This window comes from Sphingopyxis sp. GW821-FHT12F08, assembly GCF_058806755.1.
The window spans coordinates 60,944-86,877 of the sequence record NZ_JBXAQA010000003.1; the positions used below are offsets into that span (position 1 = coordinate 60,944).

Here is a 25,934-nt window from a genome sequence, read left to right on the forward strand (position 1 = left end):
CACGACAAGGACCGGAGCGGCCACGCGGCACGCGCCCGGCGGGAGAGCCGTGACATGAACGAGGATCCGAGAGCCGTCATCGCCGGCGCGCCGATGCGCCGGCTTCAGCTCGTGGTGGTCGCGCTCTGCATCGCGCTCAACGCGCTCGACGGTTTCGACGTGCTGGCGATCAGCTTCGCGGCGCCCGGCATCGCCGCGGAATGGGGGGTCGACAAGGCAACGCTCGGCATCGTGCTGTCGATGGAATTGCTCGGCATGGCGGCGGGGTCGGTGCTGATCGGCAATGTCGCCGACCGCGCCGGGCGGCGACCGACGATCCTTGCCTGCCTCGGGCTGATGGCGCTCGGCATGTTCGCCGCGACCCGCGCCGATGGCGTGGTCACATTGTCGGTCATCCGTTTCCTGACCGGCATCGGGATCGGCGGCATGCTGTCCTCGACGAGCGCGATGGTCGCCGAATTTTCGAACGACAAGCGGCGCGGGCTGAACGTCGCGCTCAACATCGCGGGTTATTCGACCGGAGCGATATTGGGCGGGCTTCTCGCGTCGAAGCTGCTCGCCGAAACGGGCGACTGGCGCTCGGTGTTCATGCTCGGTGCGATCGCCAGCGCGGCGATGATCCCGCTCGCGGTCCTCTTCCTTCCCGAATCGATCGAATCGCTGATCGCGCGCCGCCCGTCCGGCGCGCTGGAGCGGGTTAATGCGACGCTCGGCCGGCTCGGCCACGCGCCGGTCGATGCGCTGCCGCCGCCCGCGGCCGGGGCGCTCAAACCCTCTATCGCGTCGCTCTTCGCGTCGGGCTTCGCGCGCGTCACGACCCTGCTGACGATCGCCTATTTCGCGCAGATCCTGTTCTTCTATTACATCCAGAAATGGGTGCCGAAGATCGTCGTCGACCTGGGTTTCGACGCGTCGCAGGCGGGCGGTGTGCTCGTCGCGGCGAATGTCGGCAACCTCACCGGTGCGCTCGCGATCGGGCTCGCGAGCCAGCGCTTCAACCTGCGCCCGCTCGTGGCCGGGGCGATGCTCGCGGGATTTGTCGCGATCGGTCTGTTCGGTCTGGCCGGGGCCGATCTGACGCGTCTGTCGGTGACCGTCGCGATCGCGGCCTTCTTCATCAACGCGGGGGTGGTCGGCATGTACCCGCTGCTCGCGCAGACCTACCCTGCATCGCTGCGCGCCAGCGGCACCGGCTTCGTCATCGGGATCGGCCGCGGCGGTTCGGCGCTCGGGCCGGTCGTGGCGGGTGCGCTCTTTGCGAGCGGCGGCAGCTTGCTCCTCGTATCGCTGGTCATGGGGCTCGGCGGAATTCTGGCGGCGGCGATGATCCTGTTGCTGCCGCGCGAGCGAACCCGGGGCGTTTGAGCATATGCGGCCCGCTTTCCCTTTGACCGGCGGGCGATGGCGGGCATGATCGCACCGCGAATGGACATATGCGGGGGACGGAGCGGATGGCGCGATTGAGCGGGGCAAGAGACTGGTGGGGCGTCGCCGTAGCCCTTGTCCTGCTTGTGCTGTGGACGACCCGGCCGTTTGGCGTCGATGCGCCGCAGACGCTGGAGACCGCCTTCGACGCCGATCGGGCGGTGGCACGCCTGGCCACGATTTTGGGCGACGAACGGGCGCATCCGACCGACAGCGACGCCAATGACGCGGTCGAGGCGCGGCTTCTGGCCGCAATCCGGCAGGCCGGTTTCGTGCCCGAGATCCGCGAGCGCTTTCATTGCAACGACATTCGCGAGGGCGCGGCGATCTGCGCGCGGCCGCGCAACATCGCCTTCTGGGTGACCCCGCCGGGCGACGATGCCGTGATGATCGCGGCGCATTATGACTCGGTCCCGGCGGGTCCGGGTGCCGCCGACGACGGCATCGGCGTCGCGGTCGCGCTCGAGGTTGCGCATCGGCTCAAGGGCGAACGGCTCGCGCGTCCGGTGCTGGTGCTGCTGACCGATGCCGAGGAAGCGGGGCTCGTCGGCGCCGCGGCGTTCGCGGCGCACGACCCGCTGGCCAGGCGGGTGGGCGCGGTGGTCAATATGGAGGCGCGCGGGACGACCGGCGGGGTCAACATGTTCCAGACGAGCAGCCCGAACGCGCGTGATATCGCGGCGATCGAGGACGGCCCGCTGCCCTCGGCCAATTCGCTCGCGACCGACTTCTACGAATTGCTGCCGAACGATACCGATCTCACGATGCTGCTGCCGCTCGGCATCGACGCGGGCAATTATTCGATCATCGGCGGCGGCAAGCGCTATCACACGCCGCTCGACAATCTCGTCCATCTTGACCGGAATTCGGTGCGCCATATGGGCGCCAGCACATTCACGGCGGTAACCGGCTTTGCGGCCGACCGCCCCAAGGATGCCGAGGGGAAGCGCGTCTATACCGATGTCGGTCGCAAGCTGCTGCTGGTCGTTCCCCAATTGGTGGCCGCGATCATCCTTGTCGCCGGTCTCGCCGCGGCCGCTTTTCTCTTCTGGCGCGAGGGTGACACCAGGCGCGTTCGGAGCGCTTTCACGCCGTTGCTCGCGGTCGCCGCGGGGACCGCACTTGCGATCGGCGCAGCGGTGCTGGTCGCGGTGCTGCGGCCCGAGGCGGCCTTCGGGACCGCCCATCCGGCCGCCTTTCGCCTGCTCTATGCCTCGGCGGCGCTCGCGGGCGCATCGCTGGTGCTGGCGCTCTTGCGCGAGGAAAGCCGCGTTCGCGGCGTGGCCGCCGCCTGGTTCTGGCTCGGCGCCCCGATCCTCGCGGCCTTTGCCTTCGTGCCCGGCCTCGCGATCCTCGCTATATGGCCGATGCCGTTCGTGATCGCCGCCGCGGTGGCCTCGCGGATCGCCGCGGCGCGGCGGGGCGTGTTGCCGCTGCTGCTGTGCGCCGCGATCCTGTTCCTGCTGATCGTCCTGCCGCTCGCCGGCGGGCTGGAAGAGGGGCTGTTCATCGAAAATGCGGCGCCGGCGACCATGCTGCTGGTCTTCATGTTCCTCCTCTTCATGCCCGGCAGCATGCTTCGCGCGAGGCTGGCGCCGGCGCTGTGTGCCGTCGTCATGGCCGCGTCGTTCGCCGCCGCGCTGATCGTGCCGGCCTACACCCGCGAGGCGCCGCGCCACCTGAACGTCGTGCACGAGGACGACAATGGCAAGGCGCGCTTCCTGATCGAGGACAACGGACCGCTGCCTTCGGCGATGCGTGCGGTGGCGGCATTCGACAAGACCACCGACGACAAGGGCAACTGGCGGGCCGACGCGCCGCGGCTGGCCGATGCCGGAAAGATCGAGATCGTGTCGGACGTGACGGCGGGCGATCGCCGCACGATCCGTCTCGCGGCGGAGGCGCCGCAGGCGGACCGGCAGGAATTCCATATTAAGGAAGGCAAGGCGATCCGGCACATCGTCGTCAACGGCGCGCGCCCGAAGGTGCGGGGCGTTCCCGTCTATATCGGCTGCACCGGTCGTTCGTGCCGGCGGCTCGAGATCGAGCTGGAGCTGTCCCCCAAGGCGGAGCTGCCCGATATCAGCTGGCGGCGGACGCGTTACGGGGCAGGGGAGGCGGCGCAGCGCCTGGTGTCGCAGCGTCCCGCGGCGGCGCAGCCGGTCCATGTCGGCGACCGGCAAGTCCTGATCCGCCCCCTGAAACTGCCGCTTAAGTCGGCGGGCGGCTAGGGGCAGTTCAGGCTTTCGCCGACCGGTCGATATAGGTGAGGAAGACCTTGAGGTGGTGCTGGTCGTCGATATTCTCGATGCCGCGCCAGCAGTCGAGCGGCGCGAAGACATGGTCGCCCGCGGTGACGAGGATCTGCTCGCCGTCGATCGTCATCCGCCCGCGCCCTTCGATGATATAATAATATTCCTCATAAGGGCCGAGTTCGGGGTCGGTGAGGTTGTGGAGATGGACGCCTTCGCTGGCGCCGACCGGAATGTCGTAGATCAGGAAATTGGCGGGCGCCGCTGCGCCGCCGAAGTCGAACAGTCGCACGTCGATCGAGCCCAGCCCCTCGTGCACCGCATGGAAGCGGTTGAAGCCTTCCGACCCGCCTTCGAACTTGTAGCGCGGTTGGCGCGCCGTCGCAGCCGCCGGCGAGACGAGCGCACCGATCGCGGCGGCGGCGAGGATGTTGCGTCGGCTGATATCGTCCATCGACTATCGATAGAATGCGCGCGCGCCGGCTTGAACGGCGGAAAAGGGGTAATGTCGGACAAAACGGGTAAGGAGCGGTCGCGACTCCTTGCGCGAGGCGGTCCGGCTTTACCCATCTGGCCGCGCCGCCACCCGCCTCGCGCCTTGCCGCGTGGGCGGCGGCGGGGCAGGCTTGGGCATCAGAGGATGGGAGGACCCGATGCTGCGCAGCCTGACTTTTGCATTGTTCGCATTCACGCTCGCCATGCCCGCTGCGGCAAAGGAGAAGGCGCCCGATGCTGCCGGCGCCGAGGCGGCCGTTGAAATGACGACCCCGGTGTTCGAGATGTTCCGTATGGCGCCGGGCCAGACCGAGGCCTTCATCCGCGACATGGCGAAGTGGGACAAGGTCAGCATCGCGGGCGGCCAGCCGCCGACGCAGCTGTTCCTGCATGCCGGCGGTGAAGGCTGGGATATCCTCCTCTACAAGCCCGCGCGGCCCAAACCCACGGCGGCGCAGGAAGCGGCGATGGCGGCGAAGGTCAAGGAAATGGGCCTGCCGACCGGCGCGCTCTATTTCGTCGGCATCCGCGAGTGGATGGCCGACCATGTGCATTTCGAGGCGACGGGACCGATGACCGCCGACGATTGGGTGGCCGAGATCGACCGCCAGCGCGCCGAAAAGAAGCGCGGCAAATAATTGGTCCCTTCGCGCTGGCCGATCTGGCGGTTGAGGCTTGGCCGCGTCTGGCATCTTCTGCTCGCAGGACGCCGATGAGGGCCGATCGAATGGCGGAGGACGAATGAGCTTGCATCCGACGCGCCGGGCGGTCCTCGCCGGTCTGGGACTGGCGCCGCTCGCGGCGGCCGCGGCGGCGGACGAGCCGCCGGCGACGATCCTGATCCAGGGCGTCCAGCTGTTCGACGGCACCGGCAGCGGCCGCCAGCCGCGCAACGTCCGGATCAGCGGCCACCGCATCGACGCGGTCTCGTCCGGCGATATCCCGGTGCCGGCCGGCGCGACGATCGTCGACGGCGCGGGGCAGACGCTGATGCCCGGATTGACCGACGCGCACTGGCACATGGCGGCGGTCCGCGGTGTGCCATGGATGGGGTCGGACGACGCCACGCATATCGCGATGATCTTCAAGGACGCCGAATATCAGCTGATGCGCGGGTTCACCACGGTGCGCGACACCGCCGGCGCGATCTTCGGGATCAAGACCGCGATCGATCGCGGCGTGATGCCGGGACCGCGCTGTTATCCAAGCGGCGCGGCGATCTCGCAGACATCGGGGCATGGCGATCCCGAACCGGTCGGCGAGCTTCCGACCGCGCTCGGCGGCCGGCCTTCGGTCCGCCAGCAAAAGGGCATGACCGCGGTCGCGAACGGGGTCCCCGAAGTGCTGGCGGCGACGCGCGAACAGCTCAAGCGCGGCGCGTCGCAGATCAAGATCATGGCCGGCGGCGGCGTGACATCGGATCACGACCCGATCGACACGGTCCAATATACGCTCGATGAAATGCGCGCGATCGTGCAGGCGGCGACCGACTGGGGCACCTACGCCTGCGCGCATGCCTATACGCCGGCGGGGGTGCGCCGCTGCCTCGAGGCAGGGGTGCTGTCGATCGAGCATGGCCATGCGATCGACGACCGCACCGCGGCGCTGATCGCCGAAAAAGGGGCGTGGCTCTCGATCCAGCCCTTCGAGGCGGGTGACAATATCCTGACCGAGGAGCAGCAGGCGAAGGCCGCCGAGTCGCTCGGCGGCGGCGGTTGGCAGGCGGCCGTGCGGCTGGCGAAGAAACATGGCGTGAAGGTCGCTTTCGGCACCGACCTGTTTTCGCGCACGCGCACGTTGCGGACCGAGAATGCGATGCTGCCGCGCTTCGGCGCAATCTATTCGAATGCCGAGGTGCTGCGCATCGCGACATCGGGCAATTGCGAGCTTTTTGCCAGGAGCGGCCGGCGCAACCCCTATCTTCAGGCGGCGCTCGGCGTCGTTCGGGAAGGCGCCTGGGCCGACCTGATCCTGGTGCGCGGCAACCCGCTCGATGACCTGCGGCTGCTCGAAGACCATGAGCGCAACCTGCTGCTGATCGTCAAGGACGGGGTCATCCACAAGAATTTGATGCCGGCCTGACCGGCGGCAGCGCGTCGCCGACCTATCGGAAGGCGAAGCGCAACGTGTCGGTCACCGCGCGGGCCGGCACGGTGATGTGGATTTCGTCGTTGTACAGGCGATAGCGCGTGCTGAGCCCATAGGCGGACAGCGGTTCGAGGCGCACGGCGAGCGCGCGCGCGGGCTCGGGGTCATCGTCGCTGTCCTGATCGCCGACGACGAGCATGAGGCGACTGGTCCTGCCAATCTTGCCGCCCGCAAGCTTGGCGGCGAAGGCGCGCTCCTCGCGCAGCATGTCCTGCACATTCCATTCGAGCGAGGGGCTGGCCGCGACGATCGACTGAAAGGCGTCGGGACGCGCATAGAGGGCGTGGAGCGCAAACAATCCGCCGAAGCTGTGACCGAACAGCGATTGGCGGTCGGGGTCGATCTTGTAGCGCTTGCCGATTTCGGTCCTGAGCTTGCCGGTCAGGAAATCGAGGAATTTGTCGCGGCCGGTGTTGGTCGCGTTCGGTTGCGATTTGGCCTGCGCGGGCGGACTGACGGTCGGCACCGGAAACAGGAAGTCGGCGGTCCGGCGCGAATGATAGGCCTCGTCGGTCGGATAGCCGACCCCGACCACCAGCGCTTGGCCCTTCTCGGCATATTCGAGCAGCCGCCGTGTCTCGGCGAAGGAGGCGAAATAGGCGTTGCCGTCGACCACATAGAGGACGGGGTAGCCCCCCGCGGGCGGGTCGCCTTTCGGATAGGAAATGAAGATGCGATAGGTCTCGCCCTCGTCGGACTTGGTCTCGAACATCTCGGTCGAGGGCATGGCATAGGCGGGACCGGCTGATTGCGCCCGCGCGGGCGCAAAGGACAGGGTGAAAGCCATGGCGAACACCGCCGCCGACATCGTCCACGCACGCATCATATTCGTCCTCCCGGCTGGCTTATCTAGCCGTGAACCTTGTGCGCGGCGAGCGTGAAATCGGGTTCGGCCTTGCCCGTCCCGAGCACCTGCTCCGCGACATAGCGACCGACCGCCGGACCATGCTTGAAGCCATGGCCGGTGCCGCCTCCGACGATCCAGCAATTGCTCCATATCGGATGCCGGTCGATCAGCATGTGGCCGTTGTCGCTATTCTCATACTGGCAGACCTCGGACGCCGCGAGCGGGCGCTTGGCGAGGGCGGGGAAGCGTTTGGCAAGGTAGGTGCGCACATCGGCCAGCCCTTGATCTGTGGTCCGCCGGTCCATCCCGTCAGGATCATATTTGGGGCCATGGCCGTCGAGCGCGATCTTGAAGCCGCGCGCCTCGATATCGGGAAAGCCATAATGCAGGTCGGGATCGCCCGCATCGACCCAGGCGGGCATATGCGGTGCGGCGAAGCGGTCGTCGCCGGGCTCGGGCGCAAAATAAAAGACCTCCTGCCGCGTCGGCACGATCCGGCCCCCGATGACGTCGGGAAACAGCTTGGGCAGCCAGGGGCCGCAGGCGAAGATGAAGCGGCCCGCGCTCAATCTTTCACCATTGCCCTCGATCGACGAAAGCGCCGATTTGGTCGAACGCGGCGGATCGATGGCAAGCTGCCGGTAAACGCCCCCCGCCGCGACGAATTCCGCGACCAGATTTTGCACGCTGCGACGCGCCATCAGCGCGCCCATCGTCGGCTGCATCACCCCGACCGCGATGCCGTCGAAATTCATCTGCGGCCAGCGGCTGGCCATTTGCGGGGGGGTGAGTTTGTCGATCGGAATGCCGAACCCGCGCTGCAGCGCGATGCTCTGATCGATCGTCGCATTGTCCTCCGGATAGATATAAAGCGCGCCCGTCGCGTGAAAGATCGGGCTCTCGTGCCGCCGCGACAGCGCCTGCCATTCGGCGAGCGAGGTCCAGGCCCAGCGCGTGTAGAGCGCGTTGCCGGCATATTCGGTCCGGATAAGCCGCGTCTCGCCGCCCGAAGAGGCTCGACTATGGGCCGGCCCCCACGCGTCGAGCAGGAGCACCTTGTGTCCTTGCCGCTGGAGATTCCACGCGGTCCAGCTCCCGAAAACGCCGGCACCCACGATGATGATGTCCCATCCCGACCGGGATTTGGCGCGCGCCGGCGCGGGATGCACTGTGCTCGTCGCGGCGGCGGCCGCCGCCAATCCCCCCAGCATATGGCGGCGCGACAATTGCGCGGCGGCAGGGTCCTGCGGCACCCCTGTCTCGTCTTTCGCCATTCGTCCCTCCCTGCGCTCGGCCAGCCGCCGCGCCCCGCGAATAGAAACATCCCGATGGCCCGCTCGCCAGAATGGCAAGAGGTAATGGGCGGGGCATTTCGGGTAAGCGGCAGCGGGTGAGGCGAGAGCGTTACGCGGTTGCCGTCCAGGTCGGCGGACTCGTTTCCAGCAAATCGTCGATGAACAAAGATATCGGCATGGCCTCGCTGCTGAACCCCGCCCTGGAATGGATGTGGCTGAGCTGCGATTGGACAATGCCGGCGACGAGCCGCTCGACCCGCGTTGATCCCGCGATGGGGTCGGATGATCGCATGCCGCTGCTGATCGTCGCGGGGCTGGTGCTGATGAAGCTGTCCTCGCCCGCCTAGGTCGGTTGTGCAAACCAAACCCTAGCCCGGAGCCTGTCGAAGGGCGCTTCCCAGTGAAACGCCTTTCGACAGGCTCAGGGCTAGGGTGATTCTTCAACGAGCGCGTCCAGCATCGCCTTCATCTTCGCGACATAGGCGCTCGCATGCGCGTGCGTCGTCATCTTGTGGAAATCGGCGACGATGTCGGCGATCGCGCGCGCGCCGCTCTTCTCGGCCAACTCGATCTCGGCCTTCAGCAGCACGTGCAGGAAGCCGATCATGTTGCCCGAACGCGGCAGCGGCAGGTCGTCGGGCGGCGTGTCCGCGGCGGCTTTGCGCGCGGGCGGCTTCACCGGATCGGGCAGCACCGCCGGGATGTCGGTGCGCGGCGCGGGCTCGCTCAGCAAATCCCACAGGTCGTTCGCCTGCCGGTCGCGCGCGGTCAAATGCTTCAGCCCCAGCTTGGTGCGCAAAGTCGCGAGGATCGACGTGTGGTCGTAAAGCGTCGGGTCGACCTTGCCCCTGGGCACCCAGGGCGACACGATCACCGCGGGCACGCGCACGCCGTAGCGGCTGAAATCGAAGCAATAGCGATTGAGATACTCCTGCCCGGTGGGCGCCCTGTCGCCCGGCGGCACCGCGCATCCGGGCGCAACGCTGTCGTAGAAGCCGCCATGCTCGTCATAGGTGACGATCAGCAGGCTGGTGTCGCGGATCGGCGACGCGGGTCCGAACACGGTCTCATAGACAAATTTGATCAGCGCCTCGCCGCCGTAGCAGTCATCCTCGGGATGCTGCGATGATCCGCCGGCGTAGCGCGGCCCGTCGAAGCTCTGCCCGTCGGGGTCGTGCTGCTTCGAAAAGAAGCTCGCGCCGAAATTGGGTTCGATGAAGGTATAGGGAATCTCGGCATAGGCCGCGCTGCCGTCGGCGCGCCGCGCGTGCACGTCGCCCTTGAACCAGCCCAAGGACCAGATGTCGGCGAGGCTCAGCCCCTTCAGCGACGCGACCTGCGAGATCCAGCCGCCCTGCCACCAGGGCGAAGGCTTGTCGCTGAACGCGTTTGTCTTGTCCTGATACAGCCGGAAGCGGTGTCCCGCCGCCTTCAGCGCGTCGAAGATCGAGCCATTTTCATATTCGAACCCGCGCAGCGTCTCCCACGGCAGTTCGCTGTTCATCTCGGGGCTGACGTCCATCCCCGCCGACGATCCGCCATGGACGAAGAAGCGGTTGGGCCAGGTCGGTCCCGGCAGCGAGCTGTGCCACGCGTCGCACACCGCGAACTCCTGCGCGAGCCGGTAGATTACGGGCAATTGTGCAGCCGTGTCGAAGCAGCCCATGATGTCGCCATAATGCGCGGGCTCGGGCGTCCCCGTCGCCTCGCTGGTCGAGGTTGCATAGCTGCTGACGAAGCCGCTGAGGTCGATCGCAGGATAATGGCACTGGCTGCAATCGACGGGGTGCGGGTCCTTCTTCGTCCCCTTGTCGCATTTCTCCAGATAGGCGGCCGCGGCCGCGGCGCCGCATAATTGCTGTAGCACGTCGGGGAATTCATGCCCTGGATCGGTCGTCATCGACCAGGGCGCGGGGCTGAACAGGGGATAGGATTTGCCGTTGTAGCTGTTCGAAGCATCCGGCGGCGCGATCTTCAGTCCGGGCAGGCCCGATCGCCCGAGCATCTGATCGAACGAATGATTCTCCAGCATCAGCACGAAGATATTGGTGATCGCGGCCTTGGCGACGTCGGACATGGTCGAGTTCCCCCGGGAGTCGAAGTGGCGCGGACATTGCGCTTGCGGCGGCGAATGGGGAAGGGTGGTTGAAGGCTATTTGGGCGATATTTGAGCGACGGTTTGAGGTGGGGAGCTGCCGCCTGTTTAATCGTCATCCCGGGCTTGACCCGGGACCCGCCTTCCTTCTTCCGACGTCTGATGAAAGAAAAGGCAGGCCCCGGGTCAAGCCCGGGGTGACGGAGGTGGTTTGCGCGAACGTCGCGTTCCGCCCAAAACCCGCCGCCTCATCTGTTGACACCCATGTCAATTGCTGAAACTCTCCCCGCCTCGGATCGGAGACAAGGCGACGTGGCAGAGCAGCAAGCTTCAACGGCGCCCGCCGACTCCATGCCCGCCGCGGCGGGCACCGACGACACCACCCTCCGCCCCAACACCGTCGCCGCCTTCGCCGCGACCGCCGGCCCCACCGCGATCCTCGGCTTGCCGTTCAGCGTCTACCTCCCGCCCTATATCGCCGAAGGCGGCGTGATCGCGGTGGGCCTCGTCGGGCTGCTCTTTTCGCTCACCACCATCTGGGACGGCGTCGTCGACCCGCTGATCGGCACGATGATCGACCGCGTCCGTACCGGGCTCGGCGCGCACCGGCGCTGGATGCTGATGGCGCTGGTGCCGCTCGCGCTATTGCTGCTGACGGTCGTCACCGTTGGCGACAGCCTGGCGTTCGCGGCGCTCTTCCTCGTGATGGTGCTCTTCTACTCGAGCTTCAGCCTCTACGAAGTCGCACAATTGTCGTGGGGCGCCGCACTCGTGCGCTCGCCCGCCGACAGCGCCTTGCTCTATGGCATGCGCGACTGGTTCGCGAAGATCGCGCTGCTCGTCGCTTTCGCCGCCCCCGCCGCGGCGCAATTGCTGATCCCCGGGCTCGACCTGCAGGGCCGCATCCTCGCCTATGCTGCCATCTTCCTGATCATGGCGCCCGTGGCATTGATCGCCATCGCGCGCGTGCCGCCGCGCGCGGTGATCGCCGAACCCGGCATCGGCTGGCGCCACGAGATCCGCGCCTCGCTCGGTTTCCCGCCGCTGATGCTGCTGTTCGGGGTGCAGTTCCTCAACAGCTTCGCCTTCGGTTCGCTGACCTCGCTCTTCGTCTTCTTCGCCGCCGCGGTGCTCGGGCTCGACGGGCAGAGCGCGGTGCTGCTCTTTGCCAGCTTCATCGGCGGCGCGATCGCCTCGCCGCTGTGGACCTTGCTCGCGCGCCGCTTCGGCAAGCCGCGGACGATGATCGCGATGGGGCTGCTGATCGCGACGCTGTTGCTCGCGACGCTGGCGCAGGAGCCGCGCGGGCTCACACAGGCGACGGGCTTTTCGCTGCTGCTCGGCACGGGCTTCGTCGGGCTGCTCTTCACCCAGTCGATGCTCGCCGACCTGATCCCGCGCGACGCCGCGCGCTGCGGGCGCAGCCGTTCGGCCTTTCTCTTCGCGCTGCTCAACCTGATGCAGAAATTCGGCGTCGCCGCCGCGATCGCGGTCAGCTACACGCTGCTCGACATCGTCGGCTTCGATCCGAAGGACGGGGCGGCTGCGGCGCGCGAACTCCACCTGCTCTTCGCGCTCCAGCCGAGCGCGGCCTGGGCGCTGATGATCGGCCTGCTCCTCTTGATGCGCCGCCACATGCCGCACCGCGCGTCCAGCCTATGACTTGCAATCGCACACAGGCACCGGTAAAGGCCGCTCCATTCGGACAGATGCGCCGTTTTCCTTCCGCCTTTGGCCGGCATGCTCGGCAAGGGTGGGCGGACTATTGCCTGAAGCGCGCTTGACGCGCGGCGGGCGGCGACCCATCTGGCCGGATATTATTGACGCTTACGAGGACAGCAGGATCATGGCGAAGACCAGCCCCGGCCAATTCATCAATCAGGTGAAGGATGAAGCGCGCAAGATCGTGTGGCCCACGGGCCGCGAAACGGTGCAGACGACGATCCTGGTGCTGATCATGACCACGATCCTTGCCTTCTTCTTCCTCGGCGTCGATTCGGTCTTCAACGCGGTCGTCACCTGGCTGACGTCGCTCGCGCGCTAAGCCGCGCCACTAACAGGAACAGGACAAGATGGCGCGCTGGTACATCATTCACGCCTATTCGGGCTTCGAGAACAAGGTTCGCGATTCGGTGATCGCCGAGGCCGAACGCATGGGCCTGTCGCAGCTCGTCGAATCGGTCGAGGTTCCGGTCGAGACGGTGACCGAGGTCAAGCGCGGCAAGAAGGTGCAGGCCGAACGGAAATTCTTCCCCGGTTACGTGCTCGCCAAGCTGACGATGACCGACGACGTCTATCACCTCGTCAAGAATACACCGAAGGTCACGGGCTTCCTGGGCTCGATGGGCAAGCCGCAGGCGATCAGCGAGGCCGAGGCCGCACGCATCCTGAACAGCAAGGAAGAGGCCGCGGCGCGTCCGAAGACCGAGATCCGCGTCGATTACGAAATCGGCGACCAGGTCAAGGTGCTCGAGGGTCCGTTCGCGAGCTTCAACGGCCTCGTCGAGGAACTCGATTTCGACAAGGCGCGCGTCAAGGTCAGCGTGTCGATCTTCGGTCGCGCGACCCCGGTCGAGCTGGACTTCGAGCAGGTCGAGCGGATGAAGTGACGGCCTGCGCCGTCCTCTCCCATCAGTTGCGGGTGATTATATGAGCCTGAGTCCCGAGCAGATTCAGGCCCGCATCGAACGCGCCCGCGCGATCAACGCCAGCGTCGATGCCGGCCCGGTCGTCGCGGCGGTCGCGCGGCTGTTCGACCTCGAACCCGCGGGCGAGCCCGACGAGTTCGCCTTTCCCGCGCTCGCCACCACCGCGCGCGACCGCATCTTCGGCGGCCAGGTCATCGCGCAGGCGATGGTCGCTGCGGCGCGCACCGTCGATCCGGGCAAGCAGGTCCATTCGCTCCACGCCTATTTCCTGCGCGGCGGCGACGAGACCAAGCCGCTGCATTTCCGCGTCCACCGCGATTTCGACGGGCGCAGCTTCGCCAACCGCCGCGTCGTCGTGCGCCAGGACGGCAAGGTGATCTTCAACCTCACCGCCTCGTTCCAGCTGCCGACCCCCGGCCTCGCGCATCAGGTGCCGATGCCCGACCTGTTGCCGCCCGAGCAATGCCGCGACTTCCTCGAGACGATCGCCGCCGACCCCAATGTGTCCGAAGAGACTTTCTTCCATATGGCGCGCCGCCGCCCGTTCGAGCTGCGCAACCATCGCCCGCCCGCTTCGGCGAAGGCGACGCAGCATTATCAATGGTTCCGCGTCGCCGCGCCGATCGGCGACGACCCGCTCGTTCACCGGGGTTTCCTCGCCTTCGCGTCCGACATGGGGCTCTTGTCCTCGGCTATGCTCCCGCACGGGCTCAACTTCATGACCCCCGGGCTGTTCTCGACCAGCCTCGACCATGCGATGTGGTTCCATGACGATATCCGCGTCGACGAATGGTTCGTCTATGTGATGGACAGCGACTGGACCGGCGGCAGCCGCGGCATCAACCGCGGCTCGATCTATCGCCAGGATGGCACACTCATCGCCTCGGCGGTGCAGGAAGGGCTGCTGCGACTGGCGCCGCAGGGCTGAGACGCCTTGCTTTCGCGTGCATTTGCGGCTAACGGCGCCGCTTCGCGTCAGATACGGGCGTGATTCCGCGCGGGAGGAGGGCTGATAACCCTCTGCTTGACCGCTTATTTTGAGGCTCGCTGTTCGCGGCGGACCGACAGAAAGAAAGGAGGCCATCATGGCCAAGAAGATTAGCGGCTATATCAAGCTGCAGGTACCGGCTGGGACCGCAAACCCCTCGCCGCCGCTCGGGCCGGCACTCGGCCAGCGCGGTGTCAACATCATGGAATTCTGCAAGGCGTTCAACGCCGCGACCGATTCCATGGAAAAGGGCACCCCGACCCCGACCATCATCACCGTCTTCGCCGACAAGAGCTTCAGCTTCGTCACCAAGACCCCGCCCGCGACCTACCTCATCAAGAAGGCCGCGAACCTGAAGGCCGGTTCGAAAGAACCCGGCAAGATCAGCGGCGGCAAGATCGCCCGGTCGAAGCTGACCGAAATCGCCGAGATCAAGATGAAGGATCTCAACGCGAACGATCTGGAACAGGCAACAAAGATCATCGAGGGCAGCGCGCGCTCGATGGGCCTCGAAGTGACGGAGGGCTGACCCCATGGCAAAGCTGACCAAGAAGCAGAAGGCCCTCGAGGGCAAGGTTGATGCGCTGAAGCTGCACACCGTCGACGAAGCGCTGAAGACCGTGCGCGAGCTGGCCTCGGCCAAGTTCGACGAAACGCTCGAAATCGCGATGAACCTGGGCGTCGATCCGCGCCATGCCGACCAGATGGTCCGCGGCGTCGTGACGCTCCCCGCCGGCACCGGCAAGGACGTCAAGGTCGCGGTGTTCGCGCGCGGCGACAATGCCGACAAGGCGCTGGCCGCCGGCGCCGACAAGGTCGGGGCCGAAGACCTGATGGAAGACATGCTCGCGGGTAACCTCGACTATGGCCGCGTCATCGCGACGCCGGACATGATGGGCATCGTCGGCCGCCTCGGCAAGACGCTGGGTCCGAAGGGCCTGATGCCGAACCCGAAGCTGGGCACCGTGACCCCGAACGTCGCCGAAGCCGTGAAGGCCGCCAAGGGCGGTCAGATCGAATTCCGCGTCGAAAAGGTCGGCATCATCCACGCCGGCCTCGGCAAGCTGTCGTTCGGCGAGGAAAAGCTCCGCCAGAACTTCGACGCCTTTGTCGACGCGATCGTCAAGGCCAAGCCGGCCGGCGCGAAGGGCAAGTACGTCCGCAAGATCGCGCTGTCGTCGTCGATGGGCCCGGGCGTCAAGGTCGACACCGCCGACGTCACCGGCGCCTGATTTCAGGCGAAATGATTTAGGGAAGGGCCGGGGGAAACCCCGGCCCTTTTCTTATGGGCGGGTTTGGGGTGGAGAACCGCCGTGGCCTTGTTTCATCATCCCGGGCTGGATCGCGGACCCGGTCGGCGTCAGCGCCGCGTGATGTTACAAAGTTCAGTAAAGTTCAGCCCCATGAGCGCCCCGTTTTGTGCTGGACGCGCCCGGCATACCCCGTCGTGTCGCACCGGCAAGCCGGGCAGCGATCGCTTTTGTCCACCAAATGAAAGAGCCGGTTGAAGGCTGGCACAGCCGGATAATGTAGGAAAGGCTTATTTGAAGGTGATTACCGCTTTGGGGTGGTGAACTGCCGTTGCCCCTTCTTCGTCATCCCGGACTTGATCCGGGATCCGCCTTTTTCTTCAAGACAAGGCAGACCCCGGGTCAAGCCCGGGGTGACGGTTGTGGACTAAGCCTATGTCGCGTTTTTCCCGAAAGCGACCAAACTGCATCTGTTGAATTTAATGCGCGCAGAGGCGCAGAGCCCGCAGAGAGGAAAGATCGTTCTCTCTGCGCCTCTGCGCGAATATGAAAATAGCCTGCGGCAGCAACCGGTCGTTGGCGGTCATCGAGCCCCGCAAAACTCGATCAGATCCCACTTGTTGCCGTAAAGGTCGAGGAAGACCGCGACCGTGCCATAATCGGCCTCCAGCGGTTCGCGCTCGATCCGCACGCCCTTGTCGAGCAGCCGCTGGTAATCGCGCCGGAAATCGTCGGTCTGGAGGAACAGGAACACGCGCCCGCCCGACTGGTTGCCGATGAATTCGGCCTGCTCCGGGTTCGCCGCCCGCGCGAGCAGGATCGTCGCGCCGCCCTCGGGATTGCCCGGCGGGGCGACGAGTACCCAGCGCTTGTCCTGCGCCGGCTGATACGCGTCGGCGACCAGCGTGAAGCCCAAAGTGCCGACATAGAAGGCGATCGCCTCGTCATAGTCGCGCACGACGAGCGCGATATGCGCGAGCGATTGCCGCGTCATTCGCGCAGCCCCCGCAGCGCCGCGCCCGCGGCAAACGGCCCGATCACCGTCAGCAACAGGCTCACCGCGCCAAGCAGCTTCACCGCGCCGCGCCCCGACGGATCGAGCATTCCCGCGCCGAAGATCAGCAAGGGCACCGCGAGCGGGAGCACGAGCAGCCCGCCGATGGCGCTCCCGCCCTTGAGCCCCGCGGTCAGCGCCGCGCTCAGCACTGCGAGCGAGGCAAGGGCAGGGACGGCGATCGCGATCCCCGTCGCCAGCGTCTCGACCCGCGTGCCGTCTTGCGCCAGCAACGCCGCCGCCGGCAGCAGCGCGATAAGCAGCGGCAGCCCGAAGCCGATCGCATGCGCGAAAATCTTCACCGCCGCGACCACCTCGTCGGCGACCCCGCGCACCGCGAGTTGGTCGAGCACCCCGGCATCGCGGTCGGGTCGCACCAGCCGGTCGATCGGCAGTAGCGCTGCGAGCAAGGCCGCGACCCACACCATGCCGCCGCCTGCGCGCCGCAACAGCAGCGCGTCGGGCCCGACGGCGAAGGGAAAGGCGGTTGCCACCAGCAGGAAGAACAGTATCGGCAGCCACAGCGCCCCGCTGCCCCAGGCGCGCCGCAAGTCGCGCCAGAAGAGGGCGATCAGCATCGTCACGCGAGCGCGCCCATGTCGAGCTCGGCGAGATCGGGCACGCCCAGCGCGAAATGCGACGCCAGCAGCACGGCGCCGCCGTTCGCGCGATGCGCCGCGATCGCCGCGACCAGCCGCGCCTGCGCCGCATCGTCCATGCCGTTGGCCGGCTCGTCGAGCAGCCAGATCGGCGCGCCGCTCGCCATCACACGCGCGACGCCCGCGCGCTTCCGCTGCCCGGTCGACAGCATCGCCACGGGCACCTCGGCGAGCGGATGCAGCGCCATCGCTTCCATCGCGCGGTCAACCGTGTGGCCGTCGACGGTGTCGACCCGCGCCCAGAAATCGAGCGCGCGGCGCAGCGGCAGCTCGGCGTCGAGCGCCGCCGCCTCGTCGATCAGCGCGACGCGCCCGAAACGCTCGACCGTTCCCGCGGCGGCGCGCAGCAGCCCCGCGGCCAGCCGGATCAGGCTCGATTTGCCCGCGCCGTTCGGCCCGCGCAGCCACAGCGCCTCGCCCGGCGCCAGCGCCAGCGACAGCCTCTCGAACAGCAGCCGGTCGCCGCGGATGCACGCCACGCCGTCCAGCCGCAGCAGCGCCGTCACGCGATGTCTTCCAGGGCGTGCATATCGTCGTCGGAGAGCCCGAAATGATGCCCGAATTCGTGGATCAGCACATGGCGCACCAGCCAGTCGAGCCGTTCGCCGCCCTCGATCCACTCGACCAGGATCGGGATGCGATAGAGGGTCACGCGGTCGGGCATGCCGCCGCTCGCATCGATGCTGCGCTCGGTCAGTGGGCGGCCTTCGTAGAGCCCGGTCAGGTCATAGGGATGTTCGATATCGAGCGACTTCAGCGCCGCGTCGTCGGCAAATTCCTCGATCGCGATCACCACGCCCTTGAGGTGCGGCTTGAAGATATCGGGCATCGTCTCGAACGCCGCCTCGGCCAGCGCGAACAGCGCGTCGGCATCGGGGGCGGTGCCGGTCCACGCGCCGGGCAGGTCGAGGGGCAGGCTGCTCTTGTCGCTCATCGCGCCCTTCCTTATGGGGAGCGCGGCAGCTTGGCCAGCGGGAGAAGAAAAGATGGTCCAGAAACTCGACGATGCGGCCCGTGATGCGCTGCTCGCGCGCTTCCCCGACTGGACGCACGAGCCGCACCGCGACGCGATCACGCGCCGCTTCAAATTCGCCGATTTCGCGCAGGCCTTCGGCTTCATGGCGAGCGTCGCGATCATCGCCGAGAAGATGGACCATCATCCCGAATGGTCGAACGTCTACAACCGCGTCGACATATTGCTGACGACGCACGACGCCGATGGTTTGTCGGAGCGCGACGCGAAACTGGCCGAGGCGATCGAGGGGTTGTTCTGAGCTGGCGAGCGGTTGCGGTGGTAGGCGATCCTCCCCCAACGGGGGAGGGGGACCACCCGGAGGGTAGTGGAGGGGCACGTGCAGTCTGGCGCGGCGATCCCTCCTGTGCCCCTCCACCAGCTTCGCTGGTCCCCCTCCCCGTTCCGGGGAGGATCGGCATCGCCCCCTCCCCGTCCCGCTTGCCTTCTCCCCCATCCCGTTTCACAAGCAACCAAAACAAGGGGAGCCCGAATGACCGACAGCCTGCTGCGCCGTAAAACCATCGTGCCCGAGGAGCAGAAGGGTCCCGCGCTCGCGCGCACGCTCGGCTGGCCGCACCTCGTCGCCTTGGGGGTCGGTGCGATCGTCGGCACCGGCATCCTCACGCTGATCGGCGTCGGCGCCGACAAGGCGGGCCCCGCGGTCATCCTGTCCTTCGCGGTCGCGGGGCTGATCTGCGCCTGTGCCGCGCTCGCCTACGCCGAAATGGCGACGATGATCCCCGCCTCGGGCAGCGCCTATACCTACAGCTACGTCGTGATCGGCGAGCTGATCGCGTGGATCGTCGGGTGGAGCCTGATCCTCGAATATTCGCTGGTGGTCAGCGCGGTCGCGGTGGGCTGGTCGGGCTATGCCGCGCCCTTGCTCCAGGCGTGGGCGGGCGTCCCGATGGCGCTGATGCAAGGGCCCGAACTCGGCGGCATCGTCAACCTGCCGGCGATCGCGATCATCGCCATCGTCGCGGGCATGCTGCTGTTCGGCACGCGCGAAAGCGCGACGGTCAACGCGATCCTCGTCGTCGTCAAGGTCATCGCGCTGGGCGTTTTCGTCGCGGTCGCGCTGCCCGCGTTCGACGCCGCCAATCTCGAACCCTTCAGCCCCTATGGCTTCGCCAAGCATATCGGCCCCGACGGGGTCGAGCGCGGGGTGATGGCCGCGGCGGCGATCATCTTCTTCGCCTTCTACGGTTTCGATGCGATCGCGACCGCGGCCGAGGAGGCGAAAAATCCCGACCGCGACCTCAAGATCGGGATCGTCGGGTCGATGTTCGTCTGCGTGCTCATCTATATCGCGGTCGCGGTCGCCGCGGTCGGGGCGATTTCCTACAGCAAATTCGCCAACAGCCCCGAACCGCTCGCGCTGATCCTGCGCGAACTCGGCAGCCCGCTCGCTGCGCAATATCTCGCCATTTCGGCAGTCATCGCATTGCCAACGGTGATCCTCGCCTTCTTCTACGGCCAGAGCCGTATCTTCTTCACCATGGCGCGCGACGGGCTGCTCCCCAAGTCGCTCGCGGCGTTGTCGCCGCGTGGCACGCCGGTGCGTATTACCATCTTTACCGCGCTCGTCGTCGCGGTGCTCGCCGGTTTCATCCCACTCAAAGAACTGGCGGCGCTGGCGAACGCGGGCACGCTCGCGGCGTTCACCGCGGTGTCGATCTGCATGCTGATCATGCGCCGCCGCGCCCCCGATGCCCCGCGCACCTTCCGCACGCCAATGCCGTGGGTGGTCGGCGGCATCGCGGTGCTCGGCTGCATCTACCTCTTCGTCAGCCTTCCGGCGAAGACCCAGCTGTGGTTCTTCATCTGGAATATCGTCGGGCTGGCCGTCTATTTCCTCTATGCGCGGCGGAACGCGGTCGCCGGCTGATCAATCGAACAGCTCGCTCAGGAAGCTCTTGTACTTCTTTTTGTGCGGCTTGCCGTAATGGTGGTCGTCATGGCCGCGTTCGCCATGGTCGCGGTCGCGATATTGCGGCTGAGGCGGCGGCGGCGCGGCCTGAGGGCGTGGGGCAGGGGCGCTCGCGCCTTCGCTGCGCTCGATGATCTTGTCGAGTTCGCCGCGGTCGAGCCAGACGCCGCGGCATTGCGGGCAATAGTCGATCTCGATCCCCTGCCGTTCGGACATCGTCAGGCTTACGCGGCAGGTCGGGCAAAGCAGCCCCTGGGCATCGGTCACGGATATTCCTTTCATGCAGAGGGCGGCCTCAAGAGCCGCCAGCGGGTCAACACCCTATCGGCGTTCGCGTTCCCGAGGGACGGAAAATGGCTAATCGGCCTGCAGAGGCAGGGCGGGCAGCGGCATTGTGAGCTTCGTTGCTATCTCCCTTCGCACGCGCGCCCTTCGGCGGCCCTGTAATCACCGTCACTGCGGTCTCTGATTTCCCGGCCTAGGTCACAGATCTGGTGACCGGGTCGGTGAAGAGGAGACGATGATGACAAGGATGCATTGGACCCGCTTGTCCTGCGGCGTTACCGCGCTGACGATATTGCTTCCGCTCGCAAACCCGGCGGCGGCACAGCCGGCAAGGCCGGCTTACGCCGCGCTTTTGTCGCCGGATATCCCGCAGCGGCTGTGCAGCGAATCCGAACGGAATGACGCCATCCGCAGCTTTGCGCTCGACGATGCCAGGGCGCTGGGCAACCGGCTGGCCGCCGAAGAGCATGCGATGGACGTCACGCTGGCCATCGCCGACTTTCAGCGCCGCGGCAAACAGGTCCCCGCGACCCTGCGCCAACGCCAGGCCGATGCCCAAGCGGAGGTCGCCCGGCATCGCGCTGTCGCCGAGCGGTCGAACGCGCTGTATCGGCGCGTCGCGGCGATCCCGCTGTCCACCTGCTACATCGCGCGTCCCGAACCGACTGAGCGCGCGGTCCGGCTGCTCGAAACGGCGATCGACGAAGCCGCCGTCGCGCGCGCAACAACGCCCGCCGCACGCCGCGCCGAGACGAGCGGCATCATCGATCGGCTCGACGCTTATGATAGCGAATCGGCTGACACGCGGAATGTCGCGGCGGTGCTCGCACTGATGCTCGAACGCGATGCAATCGGGCAACGGTCGAAATTGTCGGCGGCGATTGCGGCGCTCGAAAATGCTTCGCCGGCCGAGCGCAAACGCTCGCTTCAGGGGCTCGCGGGTGAGATATTGGACCGTGCGGCCCTTTTCACCCAGTCGCTGGAAGCGGGCAAATATGATGCGGAGGACGCCGCGCGGCTGCTCAACATCGCCAAATATGCTGGCCAGCTGCGTGACGACGTGCACGCGCCCGGAGGCGCGGTCACCGGTGACAACCAGACCAAGGCGACGCGATATCTTGCCACGGCCTATGCCGTCGCGGCCCTCATCCAGGGGACCGAAAGCGGCGACGGAAGAATGATCGTCGATGGTGTCCGCGACGCGATCGGTCCGACACCGCTGGCGACCAGCATCGGTCCGATTGTCGATATTCCCGCCGAAGTCGCCGCTGCGATGACCGGTGTTTCGCGCCAAGGCATGATCGAATCCGCCAATGCGCTCGACGACGTCGCTGCTGCATTGCGCGACGATCCGGGTGCCGTCGATCGCGCTATAGCCGGCGCGCGCAAGGTGGAGGGCATCCTGTCGGGCAAAACCTATGGCAATGCGATGCGCGATGCGATCCAGTCGCGCCTCGTCGATCGCGTGCCGGGGTTGCGCGCGGTGATGAATTGGTGGCCCGACGGCGTCACGCCGCCGGTGCGGACAGCGGAGGCCGCCAAGGTTGTCGGTTTCAAGTGGCACTGGAGCGGCAGGCACCCCTCGCTCAACGAAACCGACATAATCGAATGCGGTCCCAGTCCCTATCGCAGTAGCGCGGGCGTACATGGCACGGACGAATATGAAACCTCGTCGCCGCTATGCGTTGCGGCCGTCCACGCCGGGGTCATCGACTGGACCGGCGGCCGATTCCGGATTCGCTATATGGACTCCGACGGCTCGCCGTTGGTCGGGAGTCTCCGCCACGGTGTGGAATCCACCGGTGGCAACTTTCTGAGCAATCGCCGCCGTTTTTCGGTCGCGCTCGCCGATTGAAATATGTCGTCGACCGGCTTGGCGCTGGTTCGACATGAAAAAAGGCCCACGCTGACCGGGGAGACGGCGTGGGCCCAAGCCCCGAACCGGCGCGCGCGTCAGCTATCGGCTTCAAAGGCGAGCAGATCGCCCGGCTGGCAGTCGAGTTCGGTGCAGATCGCCTCCAGCGTCGAAAAGCGCATCGCCTTGGCCTTGCCGGTCTTGAGGATCGAGAGATTGGCCAGCGTGATGCCGATGCGGTCGGACAGGTCGGTCAGCGTCATCCGCTTCGCGTGGAGCAGGTCGTCGAGTTTCACCACGATCGTCATCAGACCGTCCCCTCGAGCTCGTCGCGCATCGCGGTGCCGCGTTCGAACACCGCGGCGAGGACGAAGGCGAGCAGGATCGAAAGAATGCTCTGGAGGTTGATGCCGCCCATATCGGCGAACTGGCTCGTCGACACCGCTATGCTCCGCGCGAGCGATCCAAGCGGCAGCGCGAGCAGCTGCACCGCGACCAACGCCCAGCCGATGCGGCGCAGCCGGCCGGCGTTGGCGGGGATGAAAGGATCGATTGCGGCGCTCGCAACGAGCGCCTGCAACTGGCGGATGACATAGACCGCGGCGGCGAGGATCGCGGCGAGGATGGCGAGCAGCGCGAAGAGCTGCGGCCGCATCGCCTCGGCGTCGAGGAAGACCTCGCTGTTCTTCGCCTCGACCGCGATCTCGGGCCACATGACGGCGAGCGCGCCGGCCGAGAGGGCGACGAACAGCAAGGCCGCAGCGATCAGCGCCAGCATCAGCCACAGCAGCGCGCGCGTTGCGCCGAGCAGCGTTGAATGATCCTTAGGCATATCGTTCTCCGATAGGTTCTGTATCGAAGAACGATATATGGGAGACTTATCTTATCGTCAATCGATAATATCGAAAAACGATATGTCTCCGTCCGTCACCCCGGCGAAGGCCGGGGTCTCGACCTGGCTTTCCAACGCGCCGGCGAGATCCCGGCCTTCGCCGGGATGACGGAATGGGGCGCCATTACGTCGTCGCCCAATCGAAGCTTAGCGGCGCCTCGCGAAAGGCGAAGCGGTCGAGGTGGCGCGCGACGACGCCTTTCATCGCTTCGACATGCTCGTCGCTGCTGGCATCGATCCGCACCATCAGCGCCTCGGCGCCGGCGTCGAACGTCACCAGCGCGTCGCCTTCCCAGGCCGCGCCGCGCGCATCCTTCGGAAAGGTCACGGTGCCATGGTCGGGCGTGAACTCCACGACCAGATTATGCTGCCAATGCTTGCACAGCTGCTGCAGATATTTGCTCGCGTGCGCGGTGGGCACGTGGGCGGTGGCGGAAACATCCATGCTCACAACCTTTCGATCTTCTGCGCCGCCTCGTCGATCAGCGCGACGATCTCGTGCAGCCGCGCTTCGTCGAGGTCGCGGTCGCCGAGGCGATTGACCAGCACCGCGCGCAAATTGCCCATCGCGCGGCGTACCGAGGCGCTGTCGGTGCGCTGCCGCTCGTCGCCCACCGCGGCCAGCCGCGCAATCAGCGCGTCTGCCAGCTCGGCATTGGCGTCGAGCTCGGCCTGGCCCTCGGCGGTGATCGCGAAGAGCTTCTTCGCGCCGTCGCTTTCCTGCGCCGCGATCTGGCCCATGTCGCCCAGCAGGGTGAGCGTGGGATAGATCACGCCGGGGCTCGGCGCATAGGCGCCGCCGGTGATCTCCTCGATCCGGCGGATCAGGTCGTAACCGTGGCGCGGTTCGTCGGCGATCAGCTTGAGCAGCACGAGCCGGAGCTCGCCGCTGTCGAACATCCGCCGCCGCGATCCGCGGCCTTCGTCGTCGCCCCGATGGCCTCGGCCATGCCCGCGCCCGAAACCTTGGCCGAACCGGCCGCCGCCGAAACCATGGCCGCGTCCGCCGCGATGCATGCCGTGGCGCTTGCCGCACCCGCCCATATGTCCGTAAAAATGCATCATTCATATCCTTAGAGTGATTCTTGATAGCTCTAAGATATATCTTTAATCGGGTTTTGCAAGACCCTCCATGCACGCTGCGCGGCACTTTCGCCAACTTCCGGAAAAACGGCGCCTCGGCCTTCAGGGCGCGAGGGTGTCGTCGACGTTCAGCAGTCGCTGCCAATGGCGGCGGTCGCGGCCGCGCAGCGACCGGTCGCCGGCGCGCCGCTCCAGCTCGGCGCGCGTGTTGTCGCCATGCTTCAGCCGCATCTGCTGCAATGCGTCGAGATCGTCATAATAGCGGCGCTGCTCCGCCTCGCGGCCGCCGAACCATCCGAAAAACCCCATGATACCTCCTGTCGATGCCGGAGATGCAAGGGGGGGAATGCATCAGCGCGCGCTATCTATCAGACCTTGCGCGCTTTGTCATGATATTGCGGTCCGAATTGTGACGGCTGGCCCCGCGCGGCACCGCACGAGCCTTGACTTGATCGGCGATCCCGTTATGAGCGCCCGCGTGTCGCCACGGCCCTGGCTGTGGTGATTCCGTCCGAGACAGTTGGTGAAGGGGATTTGCCCTTCTTAATTTCCAGCCGAGACGGGGAACAGTCTTTTTCGGTCGCCCGCCCGGCTTTCGGGCGTTCGCGGCTTGACCGACCCCATCGGACATCGTTGCGCACAGGCAGGCGAGCCTCGGCTCGCTGCGGCCTGTGCGTGTGTTAGCCGCCCGGCGGCGTATGCGTTTCGGCGCCTGCGCATCCGGGCAGATGAGTGGAGTATAGGCATGGATCGTACGGAAAAGGCCGAAGCCGTATCCTCGCTGAACGCTACGCTGTCGTCAGCTGCTTCGGTTGTGGTCGTCCGCAACCTCGGCATGACCGTCGCCCAGTCGACGGTGCTGCGCCAGCAAATGCGCGATGCAGGGGCCGACTTTCGCGTCACGAAGAACCGTCTTGCCAAAATCGCGCTCGATGGCACGTCCTACACCGGCATCGGCGACCTGCTGACCGGTCCCACCGCGCTTGCCACCTCGACCGATCCGGTCGCGGCGGCGAAGATCGCGGTGGAATTTGCCAAGACCAACGACAAACTCGAAATCGTTGGCGGCGGCATGGGGGATGTGGTCCTCGACGTCGATGGCGTGAAGGCGCTCGCTTCGCTTCCCTCGCTCGACGAGCTGCGCGCCAAGATCATCGGTCTGGTGCAGGCTCCGGCCACCAAGGTTGCGCAGATTGCCGCAGCCCCGGCGGGCCAGCTGGCGCGGGTTTTTGGCGCATATGCCGCCAAAGAAGCAGCATGATTTTGAACTGAACCCTTGAAACTACTGCCGGGACATCCCGGTTCTGATGGAGAATGAACATGGCTGATCTTGCAAAGATCGTTGAAGAACTGTCGACGCTGACCGTCCTCGAAGCGGCTGACCTGTCGAAGATGCTCGAAGAAAAGTGGGGCGTTTCGGCTGCCGCTGCCGTTGCCGCCGCTCCGGTTGCTGCCGCTGCCGGCCCGGCTGCCGAAGAGCAGACCGAATTCGACGTCATCCTGACGGGTGACGGCGGCAACAAGATCAACGCGATCAAGGAAGTCCGCGCGATTACCGGCCTGGGCCTCGGCGAAGCCAAGGCGCTCGTCGAAAGCGCTCCCAAGGCGATCAAGGAAGGCGTGAGCAAGGCGGAAGCCGAAGAGCTGAAGAAGAAGCTCGAAGCCGCCGGCGCGACCGTCGAACTGAAGTAATCGGTTCGCGGGTTCCCGCCGGTCCG

General features: G+C 66.4%; 30 protein-coding genes. 16 read left to right on the top strand and 14 right to left on the bottom strand.

The window, feature by feature from the left end:
• The first annotated feature begins 54 nt into the window (after positions 1 to 54).
• Positions 55 to 1,365: an MFS transporter gene (locus AC1RNQ_RS09215; RefSeq protein ID WP_493170696.1), complete on the top strand. Its 1,311-nt coding sequence runs from the start codon at positions 55 to 57 to the stop codon at positions 1,363 to 1,365.
• Between the two features lie 86 nt (positions 1,366 to 1,451).
• Complete coding sequence (locus AC1RNQ_RS09220) at positions 1,452 to 3,656, top strand: M20/M25/M40 family metallo-hydrolase (protein ID WP_493170697.1); 2,205 nt, start codon at positions 1,452 to 1,454, stop codon at positions 3,654 to 3,656.
• A gap of 7 nt (positions 3,657 to 3,663) precedes the next feature.
• Here AC1RNQ_RS09220 and AC1RNQ_RS09225 read toward each other — a convergent pair whose 3' ends face one another.
• Complete coding sequence (locus tag AC1RNQ_RS09225) at positions 3,664 to 4,131, bottom strand: cupin domain-containing protein (protein ID WP_493170698.1); 468 nt, start codon at positions 4,129 to 4,131, stop codon at positions 3,664 to 3,666.
• Positions 4,132 to 4,330: 199 nt separating this feature from the next.
• Between AC1RNQ_RS09225 and AC1RNQ_RS09230 the strand changes: the two genes are divergently transcribed.
• Both AC1RNQ_RS09230 and AC1RNQ_RS09235 read left to right on the top strand, forming a co-directional pair.
• Positions 4,331 to 4,810 carry a hypothetical protein gene (locus AC1RNQ_RS09230; RefSeq protein WP_493170700.1) on the top strand — a complete coding sequence of 160 codons (480 nt, stop codon included), beginning with the start codon at positions 4,331 to 4,333 and terminating at the stop codon, positions 4,808 to 4,810.
• Positions 4,811 to 4,913: 103 nt separating this feature from the next.
• Positions 4,914 to 6,254: a metal-dependent hydrolase family protein gene (locus AC1RNQ_RS09235; RefSeq protein WP_493170701.1), complete on the top strand. Its 1,341-nt coding sequence runs from the start codon at positions 4,914 to 4,916 to the stop codon at positions 6,252 to 6,254.
• A gap of 22 nt (positions 6,255 to 6,276) precedes the next feature.
• On the opposite strand, the gene AC1RNQ_RS09240 is transcribed toward AC1RNQ_RS09235, so the two are convergent.
• Entirely contained in the window at positions 6,277 to 7,146 is an 870-nt protein-coding gene (locus AC1RNQ_RS09240; RefSeq protein WP_493170702.1) for an alpha/beta hydrolase, read from the bottom strand.
• Positions 7,147 to 7,169: 23 nt separating this feature from the next.
• Positions 7,170 to 8,441 carry an FAD-dependent oxidoreductase gene (locus AC1RNQ_RS09245; RefSeq protein WP_493170704.1) on the bottom strand — a complete coding sequence of 424 codons (1,272 nt, stop codon included), beginning with the start codon at positions 8,439 to 8,441 and terminating at the stop codon, positions 7,170 to 7,172.
• Positions 8,442 to 8,620: 179 nt separating this feature from the next.
• Here AC1RNQ_RS09245 and AC1RNQ_RS09250 point away from each other — a divergent pair, with 179 nt between their 5' ends.
• Positions 8,621 to 8,809 (top strand): hypothetical protein, encoded by a 189-nt coding sequence (locus AC1RNQ_RS09250; RefSeq protein WP_493170706.1) that lies wholly within the window; start codon positions 8,621 to 8,623, stop codon positions 8,807 to 8,809.
• A gap of 80 nt (positions 8,810 to 8,889) precedes the next feature.
• Here AC1RNQ_RS09250 and AC1RNQ_RS09255 read toward each other — a convergent pair whose 3' ends face one another.
• Positions 8,890 to 10,539, bottom strand: a complete 1,650-nt coding sequence (locus AC1RNQ_RS09255; protein ID WP_493170707.1) for an alkaline phosphatase family protein — start codon at positions 10,537 to 10,539, stop codon at positions 8,890 to 8,892.
• Positions 10,540 to 10,908: 369 nt separating this feature from the next.
• On the opposite strand from AC1RNQ_RS09255, the gene AC1RNQ_RS09260 reads away from it, so the two are divergent.
• The 6 genes from AC1RNQ_RS09260 to rplA all read left to right on the top strand — a co-directional run bounded on the left by AC1RNQ_RS09260 (position 10,909) and on the right by rplA (position 15,425).
• A complete protein-coding gene (locus tag AC1RNQ_RS09260; RefSeq protein ID WP_493170709.1) occupies positions 10,909 to 12,219 on the top strand; it encodes an MFS transporter in 1,311 nt (436 codons plus the stop codon).
• Between the two features lie 184 nt (positions 12,220 to 12,403).
• A complete protein-coding gene (gene secE / locus AC1RNQ_RS09265; protein WP_077028836.1) occupies positions 12,404 to 12,601 on the top strand; it encodes a preprotein translocase subunit SecE in 198 nt (65 codons plus the stop codon).
• A gap of 28 nt (positions 12,602 to 12,629) precedes the next feature.
• Entirely contained in the window at positions 12,630 to 13,166 is a 537-nt protein-coding gene (gene nusG / locus AC1RNQ_RS09270; protein ID WP_058808268.1) for a transcription termination/antitermination protein NusG, read from the top strand.
• Positions 13,167 to 13,206: 40 nt separating this feature from the next.
• A complete protein-coding gene (locus AC1RNQ_RS09275; protein WP_493170710.1) occupies positions 13,207 to 14,133 on the top strand; it encodes an acyl-CoA thioesterase in 927 nt (308 codons plus the stop codon).
• Positions 14,134 to 14,290: 157 nt separating this feature from the next.
• Positions 14,291 to 14,722 (top strand): 50S ribosomal protein L11, encoded by a 432-nt coding sequence (rplK, locus tag AC1RNQ_RS09280; protein WP_325545309.1) that lies wholly within the window; start codon positions 14,291 to 14,293, stop codon positions 14,720 to 14,722.
• 4 nt (positions 14,723 to 14,726) lie between these two features.
• Positions 14,727 to 15,425, top strand: coding sequence for a 50S ribosomal protein L1 (gene rplA, locus AC1RNQ_RS09285; RefSeq protein WP_056373862.1), 699 nt, complete (start codon positions 14,727 to 14,729; stop codon positions 15,423 to 15,425).
• A 601-nt stretch (positions 15,426 to 16,026) separates the two neighbouring features.
• Here the strand turns inward: rplA and AC1RNQ_RS09290 are convergent.
• Genes AC1RNQ_RS09290 through AC1RNQ_RS09305 form a run of 4 tightly spaced genes read right to left on the bottom strand, consistent with a single transcriptional unit; the run spans position 16,027 to position 18,090 of the window.
• The gene (locus AC1RNQ_RS09290) at positions 16,027 to 16,437 is read right to left on the bottom strand and encodes a VOC family protein (protein ID WP_493170711.1); all 411 of its coding nucleotides are present in this window, start codon (positions 16,435 to 16,437) and stop codon (positions 16,027 to 16,029) included.
• On the bottom strand, positions 16,434 to 17,081 hold the full coding sequence (locus AC1RNQ_RS09295) for a heme exporter protein CcmB (protein ID WP_493170712.1): 648 nt from the start codon (positions 17,079 to 17,081) through the stop codon (positions 16,434 to 16,436). Before AC1RNQ_RS09295 ends, AC1RNQ_RS09290 begins: the two co-directional genes overlap by 4 nt.
• Positions 17,078 to 17,662 carry a heme ABC exporter ATP-binding protein CcmA gene (gene ccmA, locus AC1RNQ_RS09300; RefSeq protein ID WP_493170713.1) on the bottom strand — a complete coding sequence of 195 codons (585 nt, stop codon included), beginning with the start codon at positions 17,660 to 17,662 and terminating at the stop codon, positions 17,078 to 17,080. Before ccmA ends, AC1RNQ_RS09295 begins: the two co-directional genes overlap by 4 nt.
• Complete coding sequence (locus AC1RNQ_RS09305) at positions 17,659 to 18,090, bottom strand: metallopeptidase family protein (RefSeq protein WP_493170715.1); 432 nt, start codon at positions 18,088 to 18,090, stop codon at positions 17,659 to 17,661. The genes ccmA and AC1RNQ_RS09305 overlap by 4 nt, the downstream gene beginning before the upstream one ends.
• Before the next feature lie 52 nt (positions 18,091 to 18,142).
• Between AC1RNQ_RS09305 and AC1RNQ_RS09310 the strand changes: the two genes are divergently transcribed.
• Positions 18,143 to 18,430 carry a 4a-hydroxytetrahydrobiopterin dehydratase gene (locus AC1RNQ_RS09310; protein ID WP_493170717.1) on the top strand — a complete coding sequence of 96 codons (288 nt, stop codon included), beginning with the start codon at positions 18,143 to 18,145 and terminating at the stop codon, positions 18,428 to 18,430.
• A gap of 231 nt (positions 18,431 to 18,661) precedes the next feature.
• Positions 18,662 to 20,059, top strand: coding sequence for an amino acid permease (locus tag AC1RNQ_RS09315; RefSeq protein ID WP_493170718.1), 1,398 nt, complete (start codon positions 18,662 to 18,664; stop codon positions 20,057 to 20,059).
• Here the strand turns inward: AC1RNQ_RS09315 and AC1RNQ_RS09320 are convergent, their stop codons facing one another.
• Positions 20,060 to 20,317: a TFIIB-type zinc ribbon-containing protein gene (locus AC1RNQ_RS09320; RefSeq protein ID WP_493171361.1), complete on the bottom strand. Its 258-nt coding sequence runs from the start codon at positions 20,315 to 20,317 to the stop codon at positions 20,060 to 20,062.
• A gap of 307 nt (positions 20,318 to 20,624) precedes the next feature.
• Here AC1RNQ_RS09320 and AC1RNQ_RS09325 point away from each other — a divergent pair, with 307 nt between their 5' ends.
• Positions 20,625 to 22,241, top strand: coding sequence for an LCCL domain-containing protein (locus AC1RNQ_RS09325; RefSeq protein ID WP_493170720.1), 1,617 nt, complete (start codon positions 20,625 to 20,627; stop codon positions 22,239 to 22,241).
• 98 nt (positions 22,242 to 22,339) lie between these two features.
• Here the strand turns inward: AC1RNQ_RS09325 and AC1RNQ_RS09330 are convergent, their stop codons facing one another.
• From AC1RNQ_RS09330 to AC1RNQ_RS09350, 5 genes are all read right to left on the bottom strand, one after another.
• Entirely contained in the window at positions 22,340 to 22,549 is a 210-nt protein-coding gene (locus tag AC1RNQ_RS09330) for a helix-turn-helix domain-containing protein (protein ID WP_493170721.1), read from the bottom strand.
• A complete protein-coding gene (locus AC1RNQ_RS09335; protein ID WP_493170722.1) occupies positions 22,549 to 23,073 on the bottom strand; it encodes a DUF2975 domain-containing protein in 525 nt (174 codons plus the stop codon). The genes AC1RNQ_RS09330 and AC1RNQ_RS09335 overlap by 1 nt, the downstream gene beginning before the upstream one ends.
• A 184-nt stretch (positions 23,074 to 23,257) precedes the next feature.
• Positions 23,258 to 23,578, bottom strand: coding sequence for a DUF2218 domain-containing protein (locus AC1RNQ_RS09340; protein WP_493170724.1), 321 nt, complete (start codon positions 23,576 to 23,578; stop codon positions 23,258 to 23,260).
• A gap of 2 nt (positions 23,579 to 23,580) precedes the next feature.
• Entirely contained in the window at positions 23,581 to 24,198 is a 618-nt protein-coding gene (locus AC1RNQ_RS09345) for a PadR family transcriptional regulator (protein ID WP_493170726.1), read from the bottom strand.
• A gap of 120 nt (positions 24,199 to 24,318) precedes the next feature.
• Positions 24,319 to 24,525: a hypothetical protein gene (locus tag AC1RNQ_RS09350; RefSeq protein ID WP_493170728.1), complete on the bottom strand. Its 207-nt coding sequence runs from the start codon at positions 24,523 to 24,525 to the stop codon at positions 24,319 to 24,321.
• 436 nt (positions 24,526 to 24,961) lie between these two features.
• Here AC1RNQ_RS09350 and rplJ point away from each other — a divergent pair, with 436 nt between their 5' ends.
• Together rplJ and rplL are read left to right on the top strand one after the other, a co-directional pair.
• Positions 24,962 to 25,477 (top strand): 50S ribosomal protein L10, encoded by a 516-nt coding sequence (rplJ, locus tag AC1RNQ_RS09355; protein WP_493170730.1) that lies wholly within the window; start codon positions 24,962 to 24,964, stop codon positions 25,475 to 25,477.
• A 59-nt stretch (positions 25,478 to 25,536) separates the two neighbouring features.
• Positions 25,537 to 25,908 carry a 50S ribosomal protein L7/L12 gene (rplL, locus tag AC1RNQ_RS09360; protein WP_493170732.1) on the top strand — a complete coding sequence of 124 codons (372 nt, stop codon included), beginning with the start codon at positions 25,537 to 25,539 and terminating at the stop codon, positions 25,906 to 25,908.
• Positions 25,909 to 25,934: the final 26 nt, after the last annotated feature.